This is a genomic window from Hoeflea sp. CAU 1731 (assembly GCF_039888615.1).
In the GTDB taxonomy this organism is placed as follows: domain Bacteria; phylum Pseudomonadota; class Alphaproteobacteria; order Rhizobiales; family Rhizobiaceae; genus Flavimaribacter.
Map to the genome: position 1 here is coordinate 202,068 of NZ_JBDQQS010000009.1, position 14,774 is coordinate 216,841.

Here is a 14,774-nt window from a genome sequence, read left to right on the forward strand (position 1 = left end):
GTGCACCCTGGATTTTGCTTAATTACAGATGCTTGCGCCACCAGGAGATTTGTCTGCGCACTTCATCAGGCGCGGCGCCGCCGAAACTGGTGCGGCTGGCGACGGAGGCCTCGACGCTCAGCACCGAATAGACGTCGTCGGTGATGGCGTCGTTGATGGACTGCAGGTCGGCGAGATCGAGCCCGGACAGATCGCATCCCTTCTCCTCCGCCAGCGCCACCGCCTGCCCTGTGACGTGGTGGGCCTCGCGGAAGGGCAGACCCTCGACACGGACCAGCCAGTCGGCGAGATCGGTCGCGGTCGAATAGCCGGCGCCGGCGGCGCGGCGCATGGCGTCCGGCAGGACCTGCAGGTCGCGGATCATGCCGGTCATGGCGGCGATGGCCAGTTCAAGCGTGGCGGCGGCGTCAAAGACCTGCTCCTTGTCCTCCTGCATGTCCTTGGAGTAGGCGAGCGGCAGGCCCTTCATGACAGTGAGCAGCGCAATGAGAGCGCCGTTGATGCGGCCGGTCTTGGCGCGCACGAGTTCGGCGGCGTCAGGATTCTTCTTCTGTGGCATGATGGACGAGCCGGTCGAGAATGCGTCCGACAGACGGACGAAGCCGAATTGCGGCGTCGACCAGATGACGATCTCTTCCGCCAGCCGCGAAAGATGCGTGCCGCAAATCGCCGCAGCCGACAGGAACTCCAGGGCGAAATCGCGGTCCGACACGGTGTCGATGGAGTTGCGTGTCGGGCCGGAAAAACCGAGGGCCTTCGCCGTCTGGTGGCGATCGATCGGAAAGCCCGTGCCGGCGAGCGCGGCGGCGCCGAGCGGGCATTCGTCAAGCCGGGCGAGCGCGTCGCGCATGCGCGAGCGGTCGCGGGAAAACATTTCGACGTAGGCCATGCAATGGTGGCCGAAGGTCACCGGCTGCGCCGTCTGGAGGTGCGTGAAGCCGGGCATGACGGTGTCGGCGTGCTCTTCGGCCTTGTCGAGGAAGGCCGTCATCAGCGCACCGAGCGCCGCCACGGATTTCTCCAGTTCGGCGCGCACCCACATACGGAAATCGACGGCGACCTGATCGTTGCGCGAGCGCGCGGTGTGCAGCCGGCCGGCCGCGGGGCCGACAAGGTCTGCGAGTCGCGACTCGATGTTCATATGAATGTCTTCGAGCTGTCGCGAAAATGTGAAGGTCCCGGCATTGATTTCGGACAGTATAGTGTTCAAACCGGCGACAATCCGGTCGCGGTCGTCGCCGGAGACGATGCCGGTGTCAGCCAGCATGGCGACATGGGCGAGCGAGCCTTCTATATCCTGCGCTGACAGCTTGCGGTCGAAATCGATGGATGCATTGATTTCTTCCATGATGGCGTCGGGGCCGGAGGCGAAACGCCCGCCCCACATCTGGTTGGAGGTTTTACCGGTCATGAATGAAGATACTCCGGAGAAGACGTCGATGGCGGCTCAAAAACACAGCAAGCGGTTCCCGGTCAGGACGATCGGCCTCGCCGTTGTCCTGGTCCTGCTCGCCAGCGCTGTTGCGGTATACGTGAACCAGGCGCCTTCTGGCAACACGCCAGATCAGACGACGGTCGCGGTTTCCGACTGTTCGGCGGCCGGAGACCTTGGCCGCAGGATCGCGCCGCTCGCCGTGGGCGACATCGCGGCGATGGGGGTCATAGACACGCGCCAGTCGCTTGCGGGCCTTGCCTTCGACGGACCGGACGGAACGCAAATGACGCTGGGCGATTTCGGCGGCAAGACGCTGCTGGTCAATCTCTGGGCGACCTGGTGCGTGCCCTGCCGCGAAGAGATGCCCACCCTCGACAGCCTGCAGGCCGAGCTGGGCGGCGAGGACTTCGAGGTCGTGGCGATCAATATAGACACCGGCGGCGACGAAAAACCGAAGAATTTTCTCGACGGGATCGGGATCCAGGATCTGGCGTTCTACCGCGACAATTCAATGGGCGTCTTCAACGAGTTGAAGAAGCAGGGCCACGCGGTGGGTTTGCCGGCGACGCTGCTGATCGACGAGAACGGCTGTCCCGTCTCGCGCATGTTCGGCCCGGCCGACTGGTCCGGCGAAGACGCGAAGGCCTATCTTCAGGCCGCCATGGCGCCGCAGGGCGAGGACTGACGGGCGAAATCAGGCGCTGTCTTCGTCAAGCCGCAATCCGGTCTTGTCTTCGACATAACGCACGAAGGCGGTGACCGGCGCGCCCGGTCCGAGCTTTTCATCCGCGTCTTCCCATATGGCCCGTCCCGCCTCGAGAAACGGCAGGTCGAGGCCCAGTTCGCGGCCGAGGCGCGTTGCGATCTCGACATCCTTGTGCATGAGCGACAGCTTGAAGCCGTCCTCGAATTTTCGGTTCAGCACATCCTGATGCAGTCGCTCGGTGGTCCAGAAACTCTGACCGGTGGAGACGTTGAGGACATCCGCCATGGCGGATGGATCAAGACCATAGGCCTTGCCGATCAACATCGCCTCTGTCGTTCCGATAACGGTCATGGCGGTGATGATGTTGTTGATGGTCTTCATCGCATGGCCTGCGCCCAGTGGACCGACATGGTGCGTCGCCTTGCCCATGACGTCGAGGAGCGGCCTCGCCCGGGTGACATCGGCGTCCGATCCGCCGACCATGAAAACGAGCGTTGCGCTTTCCGCGCCCCAACTGGCGCCGGAAACGGGCGCGTCGACCATCGAAACGCCTTTTTCAGCCAGCCTCTGAGCAGTCTCCCGCGTGAGCCACGGTTCGGCGGAGCTCGTATCGACCAGCAGCGACCCGGCCTTGCAAACGGGCAGGATTTCATCGACGACTGATGCGACCACGCCGCCGTGCGGCAGCATGGTGATGATGATGTCGGCGTCCTGCGTTGCTTCCGCCGCCGATTGTCTTCGGTCCATGTCCTTTCCCGCCTCCGGGTCGAGGTCGTAACCGACCACCTTGTAACCCGCTGTAGCGAAATGACGCGCCATGGCGCCGCCCATGACGCCAAGCCCGATGAAACAGATCTGCATTGCTCCCCTCCCTTGAATGCCGGATCATTCCGGCCGTGCGCCCTGCGACCAGACTGAAAGCGGGTGTTCGAGCCCCCGGATCGCCTGATCCGGGTGCAGCTTCAGCTCCTCGAACTCCCGGCCGTCGCCATGACCGTTGCGTTCGGATTTCGCCTTGCACACCAGTTCGTCGCTGGCGACGAGATTGCACTGGAGACTGCGCGTCAGCGCCTCCAGCCGGCTTGCGGCGTTGACCGTCGTGCCGATGACGGCGAATTCCAGACGGTTGGCGCCGATGTCGCCGAGCACGACCGGACCGTAGTGCAGGCCGAAACCGGCCCTGATTTCCGGCAGTCCGTGGGCGCTGCGAATACTGTTGAATTCCTCCAGGCTCTTCATCATGGCCTGGGCGCAGCGCAACGCGTTGTAGGCGTCTTCTTCCCCGGCGATCGGCGTGCCGAAGGTCGCCATCAGCCCGTCGCCGAGATATTTGTCGAGCGTGCCGCCAAACCGGAAGACCTCGCGCTCCATCCGTCCATGGAATTCGCGCAGCATGCGGATCACCTCTTCCGGCTCCTGTCCGTCGGAGAGTTTGGTGAAACCGACGATGTCGACGAAAAGCACCGCCACATTCTGGGTGCGGACCTGTTTCAGGGGATCGTCATTGTGCGACAGTTCCTCGACCACGTTGGGAGAGAAATACCGGGCGAGGTTGGTGCGCTCCCGCTCGACGGCGGCGTGGCTGCGCAGCAGGTCGCCCGCGCGTTTTACCGCGAGCGCCAGGATTCCGGCCACGAGCAGAAAGGCGATGAGCTCCTGGAAGCGCAGGCCGAAATCGATGGCGTTGGGATCGAGCATGTGGGCGAGTTGCTGATCGGGCGCAAACAGCGCATAGATCGCCTCGCTCCATTCCGGGTGCGCGTTGGGGAAGAAATAGACATAGGCGACGCCGAGGACCCATAGCCCGGTCGTCCACGTCGCAAAGGCGAAGCAGGTTCGCCAGGAATAGTGCAACGTGCCTGCGGCAAGCAGCACGAAGAAGAACATGAAGGCGTTATAGCGATATTGCATGGCTGTCGGCCATTCGGAATTGTCGAACGGGTTCGGCGCCACCGTGATCAGCGTCATCAGCACGAGATCGCAAAACAGGAGGAACAGTTCCGCGCGGGACTGACCGACAGTGCCGACCTTGAGCTGGATCCAGCCGATAACAGAAAAAAGCACCAGATATGCGTGATAATAGAGGACGCCCCATTGCGGATTCACGATGGGCAGCATGACGGCGATGATCGCCATTGCGATCCATCGCGCCTGCACAGCGAGCAGCAGGCCTGATTGCTTCGCCCTGACCAGGGCGGCGTCGGCGTATTCCTCCGCCTCGCGTTTCGACTCTGCGAATGTATCCTGCGTGAACTGGGTTAGCGGGACGCCAGGCGGTTCGGCGAATGCGGTCACGATCACTGCCCTCCATCGTGGATTGCGCGGGTAACATATGGGTTGGCGACAGACCAATACCAGATTGCATGGTTGCAATCTTCAGATCAACTTTTCGTAGATCGCATGGTTCTCATCGTCGAAGCAGACGAAATTCAGCGTCTCTAGCCGGTCGCCCAACGGGAATGACCTGACGGCCGCAATGGCGATTTCGGCGGCCTCGCGTTTCGGAAAACGATAGACGCCCGTACTGATGTTGGGAAAGGAGATGCTGCGGATATCGCGCCCGATCGCAAAATCGAGACAGGATCGGTAGCAGCTTTCAAGCAGCTCCGCTTCACTATCGCCGCCGCCGTTCCAGATCGGACCGACGGTGTGGATGACATAGTTCGCCGGGAGGTCGCCGGCCGTCGTGATGACGGCGTCTCCCGGCGCGCAAGGCCCTTGTCTGCTGACAATCTCCTTGCAGGCTTCGAGAATGGAAGGACCGCCCCTGAGGTGGATTGCGCCATCGACGCCCCCGCCGCCCATCAGCGAGGAGTTTGCGGCGTTGACGATTGCATCGGCGGCCACCGTCGTTATGTCGGCCTTCAGAAGATTGATTTTCATTGCGCAGACGTCATCCCGGGTATTTCGCGAGCGCAGACTTCATCATCCGCTGGAGATCGCCCGGAGAGTCCGTATCCAGAAGATGAGGGTAGTCCTTGTAGCGTCCGGTGAGGCCGGAAACGAGCCGACCCCGCGGCGACAGAACCATTGTTCGCGGGATATAGACGCCATAGGCGCCGTATCGCGCCTTGATATCCGCCTCGGTGTCCCGGTCGACGAGCACCATGACCATCGATTTGGACAAATTGACGACCGACCGGTTGTAGAACTGGCGACGGTAACGCCGGCAATGGGGGCACCAGGTCGTGTGGAAGACGACCAGTATGGGTCTGTTTGTGCTGCGGGCCTCCGCCAGTCCGTCCTGGAAGGTTTTCCAGTCGATATTCGCGCCGTTCCAGCGATTGGCGATTTTGGGCGCGTCGGCATAGGCGCAGGTCGCGGCCCAGACAAAAACGATTGCCGCAAGAAATAGTCTGGTCATGAAATGCGTTCCCCATATTATGAAACCCAGACTATCATAACTTCCGGCTTCATGCGCGCTGGCGGCGCACTGTCACCTTCGCCAGAAGGCTGGCATAAAAAGCGCGAAGACGCACATGATTTCCAGCCGGCCGATAATCATTTCGCCAGCCAGCATCCATTTGGCGAGATCCGGCAGATCGGCGAAATTCCCGGCCGGACCTATGACGCCGCCGATCCCTGGCCCCACATTGGCGAGCGCTGTGGCGGAGGCGCTAGCCGCGGTGGCGAAGTCCATTCCCATCAGAGAATAGACCAGGGCGCAAAAGAGGAATGTGATCGCGTAGAGAAAGGAGAAGATCATGACGGACGTCGAGACTTCATCCTCGATGCGACGCTCGCCATAACGCGGGATGACGATCCAGTTCGGCCGCACAAGCCGGCTCAGCGTAGCGTTGACGACCTGGTGGAGGATCACGAAGCGGAACTGCTTGAATCCGCCGGCAGTCGATCCGGCGCATCCGCCGACAAAGGTGATGATGAAGAAGACGCCGACGGCGGCTGGTCCCCACAAGAGATAGTCTTCGGATGCGAACCCTGTCGTTGTCACCACTGAAACGACGTTGAAAAGCACCGGCGCGAGGTCGTGTATGTCCGCTTCCGGATGGAATCCGGCGCGATACAGGACAATCGCCAGCGTGGTGAAGACTATGACGCCAGCATAGTAGCGGATCTGGACGTCGTTCTGCCAGGACCCGGTCGAAAGCCTGATGAGAAAGAGAAACGGAACGCCGCCGATGAACATGAAGACTGTGGAGACAAGCAACATCCCGTTTGTCGCGAAATGGCCCATGGATTCGTCGGAGGTCGAGAAGCCGCCGGTCGACACCGTCGTCATGGCGTGATTGATCGCCTCGAAGCTGGACATGCCGAGAAAGCGATAAGCGATCGTGCAGGCAAGCGTCAGCGCAACATAGATCAGCAGGATCCGCTCGGCGTATTGCTCGGTTTTCGGAAACGGCTTGTCGGCAGTGTCGGAAGATTCCAGAGAAAACATCTGCTGACCGCCGCTTCGCATGAAGGGAAGCATCGAAATTCCGAGCACGACGATGCCGAGGCCGCCGATCCACTGGTTGATCGAGCGCCAGAGCAGAATGCCTGGCGGCATCTCGTCCAGTCCCGTCAGAATTGTCGATCCGGTGGTTGTAAGACCCGACGCGGCTTCAAAAAAGGCGTCGGTGAAACTCAGATCGAGGCCCGACAGGAAAAAGGGAATGGCGGAGGCGGCGCTGAACAGGACCCACACCAGCGTCACGAACACGAACACGGAACGCCGCGATATGTGCGGCGTCTGGCGTCGGGCTGCGAAGAAGACAAGGCTGCTGAGAAAGACGACTGCGAGCGAAGAGGCGAGAAACACCCGCCAGTCAGGATTGCCGACGGCGAAATCCACCACGCACGGAACGAGCATCGACGCGCCGAGAATGCCCAGAAGCACTGAGAGGGTCTGGATCATTCAGTCCTCCCTCCCATTTGTGACCCCGGTCATTTCTGGCGTTTAAGAGCCTCCACGGGCGCGTTGTCAGCGGGTTGGAACGGGGGTTTCTCCCCGGTAGTCATAGAAGCCGCGACCGGTCTTTTGGCCGAGCCAGCCAGCCTCGACATACTTCACCAGCAGCGGACAGGGGCGATACTTCGAATCGGCGAGGCCGTCATAGAGCACCTGCATGATGGACAGGCAGGTGTCGAGGCCGATGAAATCCGCCAGCTGCAGCGGGCCCATGGGATGGTTGGCGCCCAGCCGCATGGCCGTGTCGATCGCCTCGACGCTGCCGACGCCTTCATACAGCGTATAGATCGCCTCGTTGATCATTGGCAGCAGGATGCGATTGACGATGAAGGCCGGGAAATCCTCGGCCACGGTCACGGTCTTGTCGAGCGAGCCGACGAAATTGCGCGACGCTTCGAAGGTGACGTCTTCGGTGGCGATGCCGCGCACCAGTTCGACCAGCTTCATGATCGGAACCGGATTCATGAAATGAATGCCGATGAAGCGTTCGGGCCGATCCGTGGAGGACGCAAGCCGCGTGATGGAAAGCGATGACGTGTTTGTCGCCAGGATCGCTTCCGGATTGAGGATAGGGCACAGATTGGCGAAGATCTTGCGCTTGACCGTCTCGTCTTCGGTCGCGGCTTCGATCACAAGATCCAGCGATGCGAGGTCGGCGACCGCCGGGGCGGCGTGAATGCGCGAAAGCGCGGATTCGCGCTCCTTGTCTTCCATTTTTCCGGACGACACCTGACGCGCCATGTTGCCGTTGATGGTGGCCAGACCGTCCTTGATGCGGTCTTCCGAAATATCGTGAAGCCTGACGTCATATCCGGCGACGGCGCAGACATGAGCGATCCCGCTGCCCATCTGGCCCGCCCCGATGATCCCGACCGTCTTGATTGCGTTGCCCATGGCTGTCATCCGTAAATATCAAGCGAAACAAAAATAAATGGCCGGGAAGACAACGTCCAGCCCGGCCAAGGAATTATTCCAGATTGTTGGTCGGCGTCAAAGCGCCTTTTCCAGTTCGGGCAAGGCCTGGAAGAGGTCTGCGACGAGGCCGTAGTCGGCGACCTGGAAGATCGGCGCCTCCTCGTCCTTGTTGATGGCGACGATGACCTTGGAGTCCTTCATGCCAGCCAGATGCTGGATTGCGCCGGAGATGCCGCAGGCGATGTAGAGGTCGGGCGCGACCACCTTGCCCGTCTGACCGACCTGCCAGTCGTTCGGAGCGTAGCCGGCGTCGACCGCCGCGCGGGACGCGCCGACGGCGGCGCCCAGCTTGTCGGCCACCGGAAGGATAACTTCCTGGAACTTCTCGGAGGAGCCGAGCGCCCGGCCGCCGGAGATGATGATCTTCGCAGACGTCAGCTCCGGACGATCGCTTTCCGAAAGCCTCGCCCCGACGAAGGTCGACAGACCCGGGTTCGCTGCAGCGTCCACGCTCTCGACCGAGGCCGAACCGCCTTCGCCGGCGGCCTGGAAGCCGGCCGTGCGCACCGTGATCACCTTCTTCGCATCGGAAGACTGCACAGTCTGGATGGCGTTGCCCGCATAGATCGGACGCTTGAAGGTGTCAGCGCTCACAACATCGGTGATGTCGGAGATCTGCATCACGTCGAGCAGGGCGGCGACGCGCGGCATGATGTTCTTTCCGCTGGTCGTGGCCGCGGCCATGATCGTGTCGTAGTCGCCCGCCAGCGAAACAATGAGCGCGGCCGTCGGTTCGGCAAGGCCGTTTTCCAGTTCGTCGGCCTCGGCGAGCAGCACCTTTGTTACGCCGTCTAGCTTTGCGGCGTCGTCAGCGACGCCTTTGGCGCCCTTGCCGGCGACCAGCACATGGACGTCGCCGCCGATTTCCTTCGCCGCCGACAGCGCCTTCGCCGTCTGGTCGGACAGGGCCGCATTGTCGTGATCTGCAAGAAGAAGTGTTGTCATCGTCATTCGTCCTTTATTACAGCACGCCGGCTTCGTTTTTCAGCTTGTCGACCAATTCGGCGACGCTCTCCACCTTCACGCCGGCCTTGCGGCCTTCCGGCTCCTTCGTCTCGACAACCTTGAGACGCGGAGCGGTGTCGACGCCGTAGTCGGCGACCGTCTTCTTGTCGAGCGGCTTCTTCTTCGCCTTCATGATGTTGGGAAGCGAGGCGTAGCGCGGCTCGTTGAGACGCAGGTCCGTCGTGACAACAGCCGGCAGCTTGATCTCGACCGTCTGCAGACCGCCGTCGACTTCCCGCGTCACGTTTGCCACGCCGTCGCCGATCTCGACTTCGGAAGCGAACGTGCCCTGGCTCCAGCCAAGCAGCGCCGACAGCATCTGGCCGGTCTGGTTGGCGTCGTCGTCGATCGCCTGCTTGCCGACGATCACGAGATCGGGCTTTTCCTCCTCGACGATGCTCTTCAGGATCTTGGCGACCGCCAGCGGCTCGACCAGATCGTCCGTCTGCACCAGAATGCCGCGGTCCGCGCCCATGGCGAGCGCCGTGCGGATCGTTTCCTCGGCCTTGGCCGGTCCGATCGATACAGCGATGATTTCCTCGGCCTTGCCGGCTTCCTTGAGGCGGATCGCCTCCTCGACGGAAATCTCGTCGAAGGGGTTCATCGACATCTTCACATTCGCGAGTTCCACTCCGGAGCCGTCAGATTTCACACGGATCTTGACGTTGTAGTCTACAACCCGCTTCACGGGCACGAGGATTTTCATGCGTTTCCCTTTCCCATAGCTCGCCGAGACACGTTTTCGGCGCGATATGCCTTATCTGCCCCTTCTTCCTGTTTCTGACCGAAAGACGACATTATCGTACAAGATTCGGCCAGAAATGCAGGAAACGGGCATTTCGGTGCGTTTATCGTGCGGGTCACATATCGGCAAGCGACCGTTTCCGTCAATCGGTTTGGACCTGATTTGGCTATTTTGCCGCTACCCGCGACCCCAGCGTGGTTGATCCTTCGGCTTGTCCTCCTCAACGACGACAGCGCGCGGCGTCTCGATGCGCCGATCGAACAGCGGCACGGCGCGGCGTCTGAACAGGAAGACCAGTACAGCGCCGGCGGCCAGTCCGCCGATATGCGCGCCCCAGGACACGTTGCCCGCACTGTCGCCGAACAGCATGACGACCTGCAGAATGATCCATATCCCGAGCGGTATCCAGGCCGGCAGGGGCAGGGGAATACGCCCGAAAGCAAGAACCCACAGCCGGACTTTCGGATGCAGAACGAGATAGGCGGCGACGACGCCGGCGATCGCTCCGGACGCGCCGATGAGCGGCGCCTGGGACTCCGGCATGACATAGCCATGCAACACGGCGCCGGCGATCGCGCAGAGACAGTAGAAGGCGAGGAAGCGGACATGGCCCATCGCGTCTTCGACATTGTCTCCAAAGACCCAGAGGAAAAGCATATTGCCGGCAAGATGGAGGAAATCGCCATGCAGGAAGGCGTAGGTGAGATAGGTCGCGCGTTCGGGAACGAGGACGAGGTCCGGCGTCAGATCGGCATAGCCGTTGGCGACCGCCGGTATATATCCGAGGCCGAGAATGGCGGCAGCGGTGAAATCGCTGCCAGCGCCGGCGCCCGCCGTCACCATCCAGATCGCACAATTCGCGATGATCAGGCTCAGCGTGACGTATTGCATCCTGATATATTTCAGGCCGTTGCGGTCATGCAGCGGGATAAACATGGCCGCCCTATCTGTGTTTGCCGGGAACCCACAGCACGTCGCCGCGGCCGTCGTCATTGGCGCATCGCGCGGCGACGAAAAGCAGGTCGGACGCCCGGTTGACGTATTTTATGGCGGCCGGCGAGACGATTTCGCTGTCTTTCGCGCCGAGCGCGACCATCAGCCTTTCGGCCCGGCGGATGACGGTGCGCGAAAGATGCAGGGCGGCGGCGGCTGGAGAGCCGCCCGGAAGAACGAAGGATTTCAGCGGTTCCAGACGGGCGTTCAGCGCGTCGATGTCGGCCTCAACGCGCTCGACCTGCTGGTCGGTCACGCGCAGCGGCTCATAATCGAGCTTCTTGCCGGTGTCAGGCGTCGCGAGATCGGCGCCCAGATCAAACAGGTCATTCTGCATGCGGGCGAGAATGGCGTCGATGTCCGGCAATTGGCCGGTATGCAGCCGCGCCATGCCTATGCAACTGTTGCCTTCGTCGACCGCTCCGTAAGCCTCGACGCGCAGGTCGTATTTCGGCCGGCGCGCGCCGTCGCCGAGACCGGTCGTGCCGTCATCGCCGGTTCTTGTGTAGATTTTGTTGAGTTTGACCACTTGCGCCTACCATCCCTCTCGGTTTTTCCGGGAGTTCCAGGCGCCGGCGCTGAAGCGTCAGCGGCCGCCGCCGGTAATCCAGAGAAAGGCGACAATAAGAACGACCGCGACGAACTGCAATATGATGCGCATCTGCATCAGCTTGTTTGAGAAGTTTCCGTCACCGCCGCGCATCATGTTGATCAGGCCGCGAACGAGAACAAGGACCACCGCTCCCATGACAACGAGTATGGTGAAGTAGAGGAAGGTCGACATGACTGGTCCGTTATAAAGTGGGGTGCGACTTTTCTGGCCATGTAACAGTTATGACCGGCTTTTCAAGACGGCGTGGAAAAGGGGCGCAGGAAGCAGCCGCTTCAAAATGACGCCGGTCCGTGCCGGCGTAGTGACAATGTAATGCGGTTTCGGCCGCGGATTATCAAGCGCATGCCGCAGGACGCGATAGATCGCATCCGGCCTGAGCTTGGCCCGGTTTTTCACACCGCCCTGTCGCAGCCTCTGCAATTGCGCCTCGTACTCATTCCGGTGAACGGAGGCTTCGATGTCGATGAATTTGGCGACATAGGGCAATGCATTGAGTGCGATCTTTGATTCGATCGGGCCGGGTTCGATGAGGCTGACCTCGACGCCGGAGCCGTCGAGTTCGTAGCGCATCGCGATCGACAGCGCCTCGAGCGCGCCCTTGGAGGCGGCGTAGGCGCCCCGGTAACGCATCGGAACCAGGCCCAGGATGGAGGAACATTGCACGATCCGGCCGTGGCCCTGATCGCGCATGACCGGTATGACGCGGCGGGTCAGGTCGTGCCAGCCGAAAAAGTTCGCCTCGAATTGCTCTCGCAGGGCCTCGACGGGCAGATCCTCGACCGCGCCCACCTGGCTGTAGGCGCCGTTGTTGAACAGCGCGTCGAGCCGGTTTTCGGTCTTGTCCAGCACCTTGCCGACGGCGTCGGCGATGCTCTGCGGCCTCGCATAGTCGAGGTAGAGCGCCTCCAGGCCGTCGCGTGTCAGAGCTTTGATGTCGTCCGGCTTGCGCGCGGTGGCGAATACACGCCAGCCATCGGCCTTGAGCGCCCGCGCGCACCAGGCGCCGATGCCGGATGAGCAGCCGGTAACGAGAATCGATCTTTCTTGCGTCATGGAAACTTCCGTCCTGTCCGTCTGGCCCTTCGTCCGGCGAAGCAGCCGTGATGTCAATGCCATGCGACACGCGCCTGCTTGACTATGGGCGGCTTGTGTGCGGCAAATGGCGGCAGGCATCGAAGGTCGAATCATGGACTGGACGCGGTATTGGAGGATTGTTTCGGGCGCGGTCCGCCATTTCAACAATGACGATGGTTGGGCCATGGCGAGCCATGTCGCCCTGTCTTCCCTCATGGCGCTGTTTCCGTTTCTGATATTCGCCACGTCGCTGGCGAGTTTTCTCGGCGCGCACGCCTTCGCCGAGACGGCCGTGCATCTCATTTTCGATACCTGGCCGTCGCGGGTCGCCGACCCGATTTCCCGCGAGGTGATGGATGTGTTGACGGTCAATCGCGGGGGGCTCCTGACGATCAGCGTCGCCGCCGCCTTCTTCTTCGCCTCGAACGGGGTGGAGGCGCTGAGAGTCGCGCTGAACCGCGCCTACCGGGTCAGCGATACGCGCTCGATCTTTTTTACCCGCGCGCAAAGTCTCGGTTTCGTGCTTGTGGCGACGGTGTTGATGATGGCGATCAGCTTTCTTCTCGTGCTTGCGCCGCTCGCCGAAACGCTATTGGCAAAATATGTTCCCGCCGCCGGCAAACTGATCGCGCTGATCAAGGACTGGCGGCTGATCATTGCAGCGGCTGTTTTGCTGATCGGCCTCATCGTATCCCATAAATGGCTGCCTGCGGGCAAACGCAGCATCTTTTCCATTCTGCCGGGCATCGTCGTCACGTTCGTGCTGTGGATTGTCAGCTCCATGATTTTCGCGGCCTATCTGAAAACCTTTGCGAACTATTTCAGCACCTATGCGGGTCTGACGTCGCTGATGATCGCGCTGATCTTCCTCTACATCATCGGAGCCATCTTCATTCTCGGCGCCGAACTCAATGCGTCGATCATCATCGAGGCGCGGGAAGACGAACGCCGCAATTCCTAAAATTCGAGCGAATTCGGCAAAGCTGTCTTTAAGGATTTGCGCCATGATGCACACTTGTGAGCAGGACATCCGGGCGGCGGGTCCTGCCTGAGCTTGTGGAGAGTTTTCAATGTCCGCTCAGATGTCCAACGAAGTGCTTTATGGATTGCTGGCCGGTTGCGTCATGGCCAGCTTCTTTGTCGGTCACGCCATGGACGGCGTGATGGGGCGCGCCGGTTTTGGGGTTCTCGGCAATATGCTGGTGCTGATAACCGGCCTGTTCATCGGCATCTTCTCCGCTGATCTGCTCAATCTTCGCACGACCCACATGGAAGTCCTCGGCGGAGCGGCGATCATCGGCTCCTTCACGGCGCTGATGCTGCTGGCGATTTTGAAATATCTATTCCTGAAGGTGGACTGACGCGTTTCCGGCGCCGCCGGAGCGGGGGGCGTCGTCCATTGCGTCCAAGACGTCGCGGGGCGATAGGCCAGCCTCCCGCATGGCGCGGATGGAACGATCGCGATGGGTTTTCGACAGCTTCTTTCCGTCCGGCCCCAGAAGCAGTTCATGGTGGTGATATCGCGGCTCGGGCAGGTCCAGCAATCGCTGCAGCAGACGGTGGACGGCGGTCGCGTGAAACAGATCCTGCCCACGCACGACGTCGGTGATTTCCTGCTCCGCGTCGTCCACGACGACGGAGAGATGATAGCTGGTGGGCGTGTCGCTGCGCGCCAGGATGACATCGCCCCAGCGTGCGGGATCGGCCTCCAGCACGCCGCGCGCGCCGTCCGGACCAGAGCCCTGTTCATTCCAGGTCAGATCCCCACCGACGCTCGCCACGGCCTGCGCCATATCGAGCCGCAGGGTGTAGGGGCGACCGCTTTGGGTCAATGCATCCCGTTCGGACTGCGAGGCGTCCCGCTCAAGACCCGGAAAATGCGGCTGCCCGTCGGGATCGCGCGGCCAGATCTCGCCCCTGGCCTCAACCGTGTCGACATGCTCGCGGATTTCCCGCCGCGACATCGACGCCGGATAGACAAGCCCCATGTCGTCCAGCTTGCGCAGGGCTGACCGGTAGGCGTCGAAATATTCGCTCTGGCGCCGAACCGGACCGTCCCATCCGATGCCGAGCCATTGCAGATCCTCCGTGATCTGGCGCTCGAAGGCGGGCGTGCAGCGGGCCTGGTCGATATCCTCCATCCGCAACAGCATCACGCCGCCGGACCGATCCGCCATTTGCCGGTTGAGACAGGCGGACAGGACATGGCCGAGATGGAGTTCGCCATTGGGACTTGGCGCAAAGCGGAAGACCTGGCGGTTCGTCATGTGCTCTCTGTCTTGCCGTGCTATGGTTCGTTCGAATAACGCGCAACCG

At 61.5% G+C, this 14,774-nt stretch carries 17 protein-coding genes; 3 read left to right on the plus strand and 14 right to left on the minus strand.

The features are described from left to right. Window positions 1–22: 22 nt before the first annotated feature. Window positions 23–1,411 carry an argininosuccinate lyase gene (gene argH, locus AAFN47_RS16150; RefSeq protein ID WP_499810275.1) on the minus strand — a complete coding sequence of 463 codons (1,389 nt, stop codon included), beginning with the start codon at window positions 1,409–1,411 and terminating at the stop codon, window positions 23–25. Here argH and tlpA point away from each other — a divergent pair. Next, on the plus strand, window positions 1,410–2,120 hold the full coding sequence (tlpA, locus tag AAFN47_RS16155; RefSeq protein ID WP_499810276.1) for a thiol:disulfide interchange protein TlpA: 711 nt from the start codon (window positions 1,410–1,412) through the stop codon (window positions 2,118–2,120). The genes argH and tlpA overlap by 2 nt on opposite strands. A gap of 9 nt (window positions 2,121–2,129) precedes the next feature. Here the strand turns inward: tlpA and AAFN47_RS16160 are convergent, their stop codons facing one another. The 12 genes from AAFN47_RS16160 to AAFN47_RS16215 form a co-directional block, all read right to left on the minus strand. Further along, window positions 2,130–3,002: an NAD(P)-dependent oxidoreductase gene (locus tag AAFN47_RS16160; RefSeq protein ID WP_499810277.1), complete on the minus strand. Its 873-nt coding sequence runs from the start codon at window positions 3,000–3,002 to the stop codon at window positions 2,130–2,132. Between the two features lie 24 nt (window positions 3,003–3,026). After that, window positions 3,027–4,436: an adenylate/guanylate cyclase domain-containing protein gene (locus AAFN47_RS16165; protein WP_499810278.1), complete on the minus strand. Its 1,410-nt coding sequence runs from the start codon at window positions 4,434–4,436 to the stop codon at window positions 3,027–3,029. A gap of 81 nt (window positions 4,437–4,517) precedes the next feature. Next, window positions 4,518–5,024: an O-acetyl-ADP-ribose deacetylase gene (locus AAFN47_RS16170; protein WP_499810279.1), complete on the minus strand. Its 507-nt coding sequence runs from the start codon at window positions 5,022–5,024 to the stop codon at window positions 4,518–4,520. A 10-nt stretch (window positions 5,025–5,034) separates the two neighbouring features. Then, window positions 5,035–5,505, minus strand: a complete 471-nt coding sequence (locus tag AAFN47_RS16175) for a thioredoxin family protein (protein WP_499810280.1) — start codon at window positions 5,503–5,505, stop codon at window positions 5,035–5,037. 72 nt (window positions 5,506–5,577) lie between these two features. Continuing rightward, window positions 5,578–6,999, minus strand: a complete 1,422-nt coding sequence (locus AAFN47_RS16180; RefSeq protein WP_499810281.1) for a TrkH family potassium uptake protein — start codon at window positions 6,997–6,999, stop codon at window positions 5,578–5,580. A gap of 66 nt (window positions 7,000–7,065) precedes the next feature. Next, window positions 7,066–7,947 (minus strand): 3-hydroxybutyryl-CoA dehydrogenase, encoded by an 882-nt coding sequence (locus AAFN47_RS16185; RefSeq protein ID WP_220231521.1) that lies wholly within the window; start codon window positions 7,945–7,947, stop codon window positions 7,066–7,068. Between the two features lie 96 nt (window positions 7,948–8,043). Next, window positions 8,044–8,973 carry an electron transfer flavoprotein subunit alpha/FixB family protein gene (locus AAFN47_RS16190; RefSeq protein ID WP_499810282.1) on the minus strand — a complete coding sequence of 310 codons (930 nt, stop codon included), beginning with the start codon at window positions 8,971–8,973 and terminating at the stop codon, window positions 8,044–8,046. Window positions 8,974–8,989: 16 nt separating this feature from the next. Next, the gene (locus AAFN47_RS16195) at window positions 8,990–9,739 is read right to left on the minus strand and encodes an electron transfer flavoprotein subunit beta/FixA family protein (RefSeq protein ID WP_499810283.1); all 750 of its coding nucleotides are present in this window, start codon (window positions 9,737–9,739) and stop codon (window positions 8,990–8,992) included. Between the two features lie 216 nt (window positions 9,740–9,955). Further along, a complete protein-coding gene (locus AAFN47_RS16200; RefSeq protein WP_499810284.1) occupies window positions 9,956–10,714 on the minus strand; it encodes a rhomboid family intramembrane serine protease in 759 nt (252 codons plus the stop codon). A 7-nt stretch (window positions 10,715–10,721) separates the two neighbouring features. Then, window positions 10,722–11,300 (minus strand): cob(I)yrinic acid a,c-diamide adenosyltransferase, encoded by a 579-nt coding sequence (locus AAFN47_RS16205; RefSeq protein ID WP_499810285.1) that lies wholly within the window; start codon window positions 11,298–11,300, stop codon window positions 10,722–10,724. A gap of 57 nt (window positions 11,301–11,357) precedes the next feature. Then, entirely contained in the window at window positions 11,358–11,555 is a 198-nt protein-coding gene (locus AAFN47_RS16210; protein ID WP_220231526.1) for a twin transmembrane helix small protein, read from the minus strand. 48 nt (window positions 11,556–11,603) lie between these two features. Further along, window positions 11,604–12,437, minus strand: a complete 834-nt coding sequence (locus tag AAFN47_RS16215) for an SDR family oxidoreductase (RefSeq protein WP_499810286.1) — start codon at window positions 12,435–12,437, stop codon at window positions 11,604–11,606. Between the two features lie 133 nt (window positions 12,438–12,570). Here AAFN47_RS16215 and AAFN47_RS16220 point away from each other — a divergent pair, with 133 nt between their 5' ends. Beyond that, window positions 12,571–13,419: a YihY/virulence factor BrkB family protein gene (locus AAFN47_RS16220; RefSeq protein ID WP_499810287.1), complete on the plus strand. Its 849-nt coding sequence runs from the start codon at window positions 12,571–12,573 to the stop codon at window positions 13,417–13,419. Between the two features lie 109 nt (window positions 13,420–13,528). Next, complete coding sequence (locus AAFN47_RS16225; protein WP_499810288.1) at window positions 13,529–13,819, plus strand: hypothetical protein; 291 nt, start codon at window positions 13,529–13,531, stop codon at window positions 13,817–13,819. Here the strand turns inward: AAFN47_RS16225 and gluQRS are convergent. Next, the gene (gluQRS, locus tag AAFN47_RS16230) at window positions 13,799–14,725 is read right to left on the minus strand and encodes a tRNA glutamyl-Q(34) synthetase GluQRS (RefSeq protein WP_499810289.1); all 927 of its coding nucleotides are present in this window, start codon (window positions 14,723–14,725) and stop codon (window positions 13,799–13,801) included. The genes AAFN47_RS16225 and gluQRS overlap by 21 nt on opposite strands. Between the last annotated feature and the right edge of the window lie 49 nt (window positions 14,726–14,774).

What these genes read in the sequence shown, in the direction of transcription:
- tlpA (WP_499810276.1), top strand. Translation starts at nt 1,410, where the DNA reads ATGAATGAAGATACTCCGGAGAAGACGTCGATGGCGGCTCAAAAACAC.
- argH (WP_499810275.1), bottom strand. Translation starts at nt 1,411, where the DNA reads ATGACCGGTAAAACCTCCAACCAGATGTGGGGCGGGCGTTTCGCCTCC.
- AAFN47_RS16160 (WP_499810277.1), bottom strand. Translation starts at nt 3,002, where the DNA reads ATGCAGATCTGTTTCATCGGGCTTGGCGTCATGGGCGGCGCCATGGCG.
- AAFN47_RS16170 (WP_499810279.1), bottom strand. Translation starts at nt 5,024, where the DNA reads ATGAAAATCAATCTTCTGAAGGCCGACATAACGACGGTGGCCGCCGAT.
- AAFN47_RS16175 (WP_499810280.1), bottom strand. Translation starts at nt 5,505, where the DNA reads ATGACCAGACTATTTCTTGCGGCAATCGTTTTTGTCTGGGCCGCGACC.
- AAFN47_RS16180 (WP_499810281.1), bottom strand. Translation starts at nt 6,999, where the DNA reads ATGATCCAGACCCTCTCAGTGCTTCTGGGCATTCTCGGCGCGTCGATG.
- AAFN47_RS16185 (WP_220231521.1), bottom strand. Translation starts at nt 7,947, where the DNA reads ATGGGCAACGCAATCAAGACGGTCGGGATCATCGGGGCGGGCCAGATG.
- AAFN47_RS16190 (WP_499810282.1), bottom strand. Translation starts at nt 8,973, where the DNA reads ATGACAACACTTCTTCTTGCAGATCACGACAATGCGGCCCTGTCCGAC.
- AAFN47_RS16195 (WP_499810283.1), bottom strand. Translation starts at nt 9,739, where the DNA reads ATGAAAATCCTCGTGCCCGTGAAGCGGGTTGTAGACTACAACGTCAAG.
- AAFN47_RS16200 (WP_499810284.1), bottom strand. Translation starts at nt 10,714, where the DNA reads ATGTTTATCCCGCTGCATGACCGCAACGGCCTGAAATATATCAGGATG.
- AAFN47_RS16210 (WP_220231526.1), bottom strand. Translation starts at nt 11,555, where the DNA reads ATGTCGACCTTCCTCTACTTCACCATACTCGTTGTCATGGGAGCGGTG.
- AAFN47_RS16215 (WP_499810286.1), bottom strand. Translation starts at nt 12,437, where the DNA reads ATGACGCAAGAAAGATCGATTCTCGTTACCGGCTGCTCATCCGGCATC.
- AAFN47_RS16220 (WP_499810287.1), top strand. Translation starts at nt 12,571, where the DNA reads ATGGACTGGACGCGGTATTGGAGGATTGTTTCGGGCGCGGTCCGCCAT.
- AAFN47_RS16225 (WP_499810288.1), top strand. Translation starts at nt 13,529, where the DNA reads ATGTCCGCTCAGATGTCCAACGAAGTGCTTTATGGATTGCTGGCCGGT.
- gluQRS (WP_499810289.1), bottom strand. Translation starts at nt 14,725, where the DNA reads ATGACGAACCGCCAGGTCTTCCGCTTTGCGCCAAGTCCCAATGGCGAA.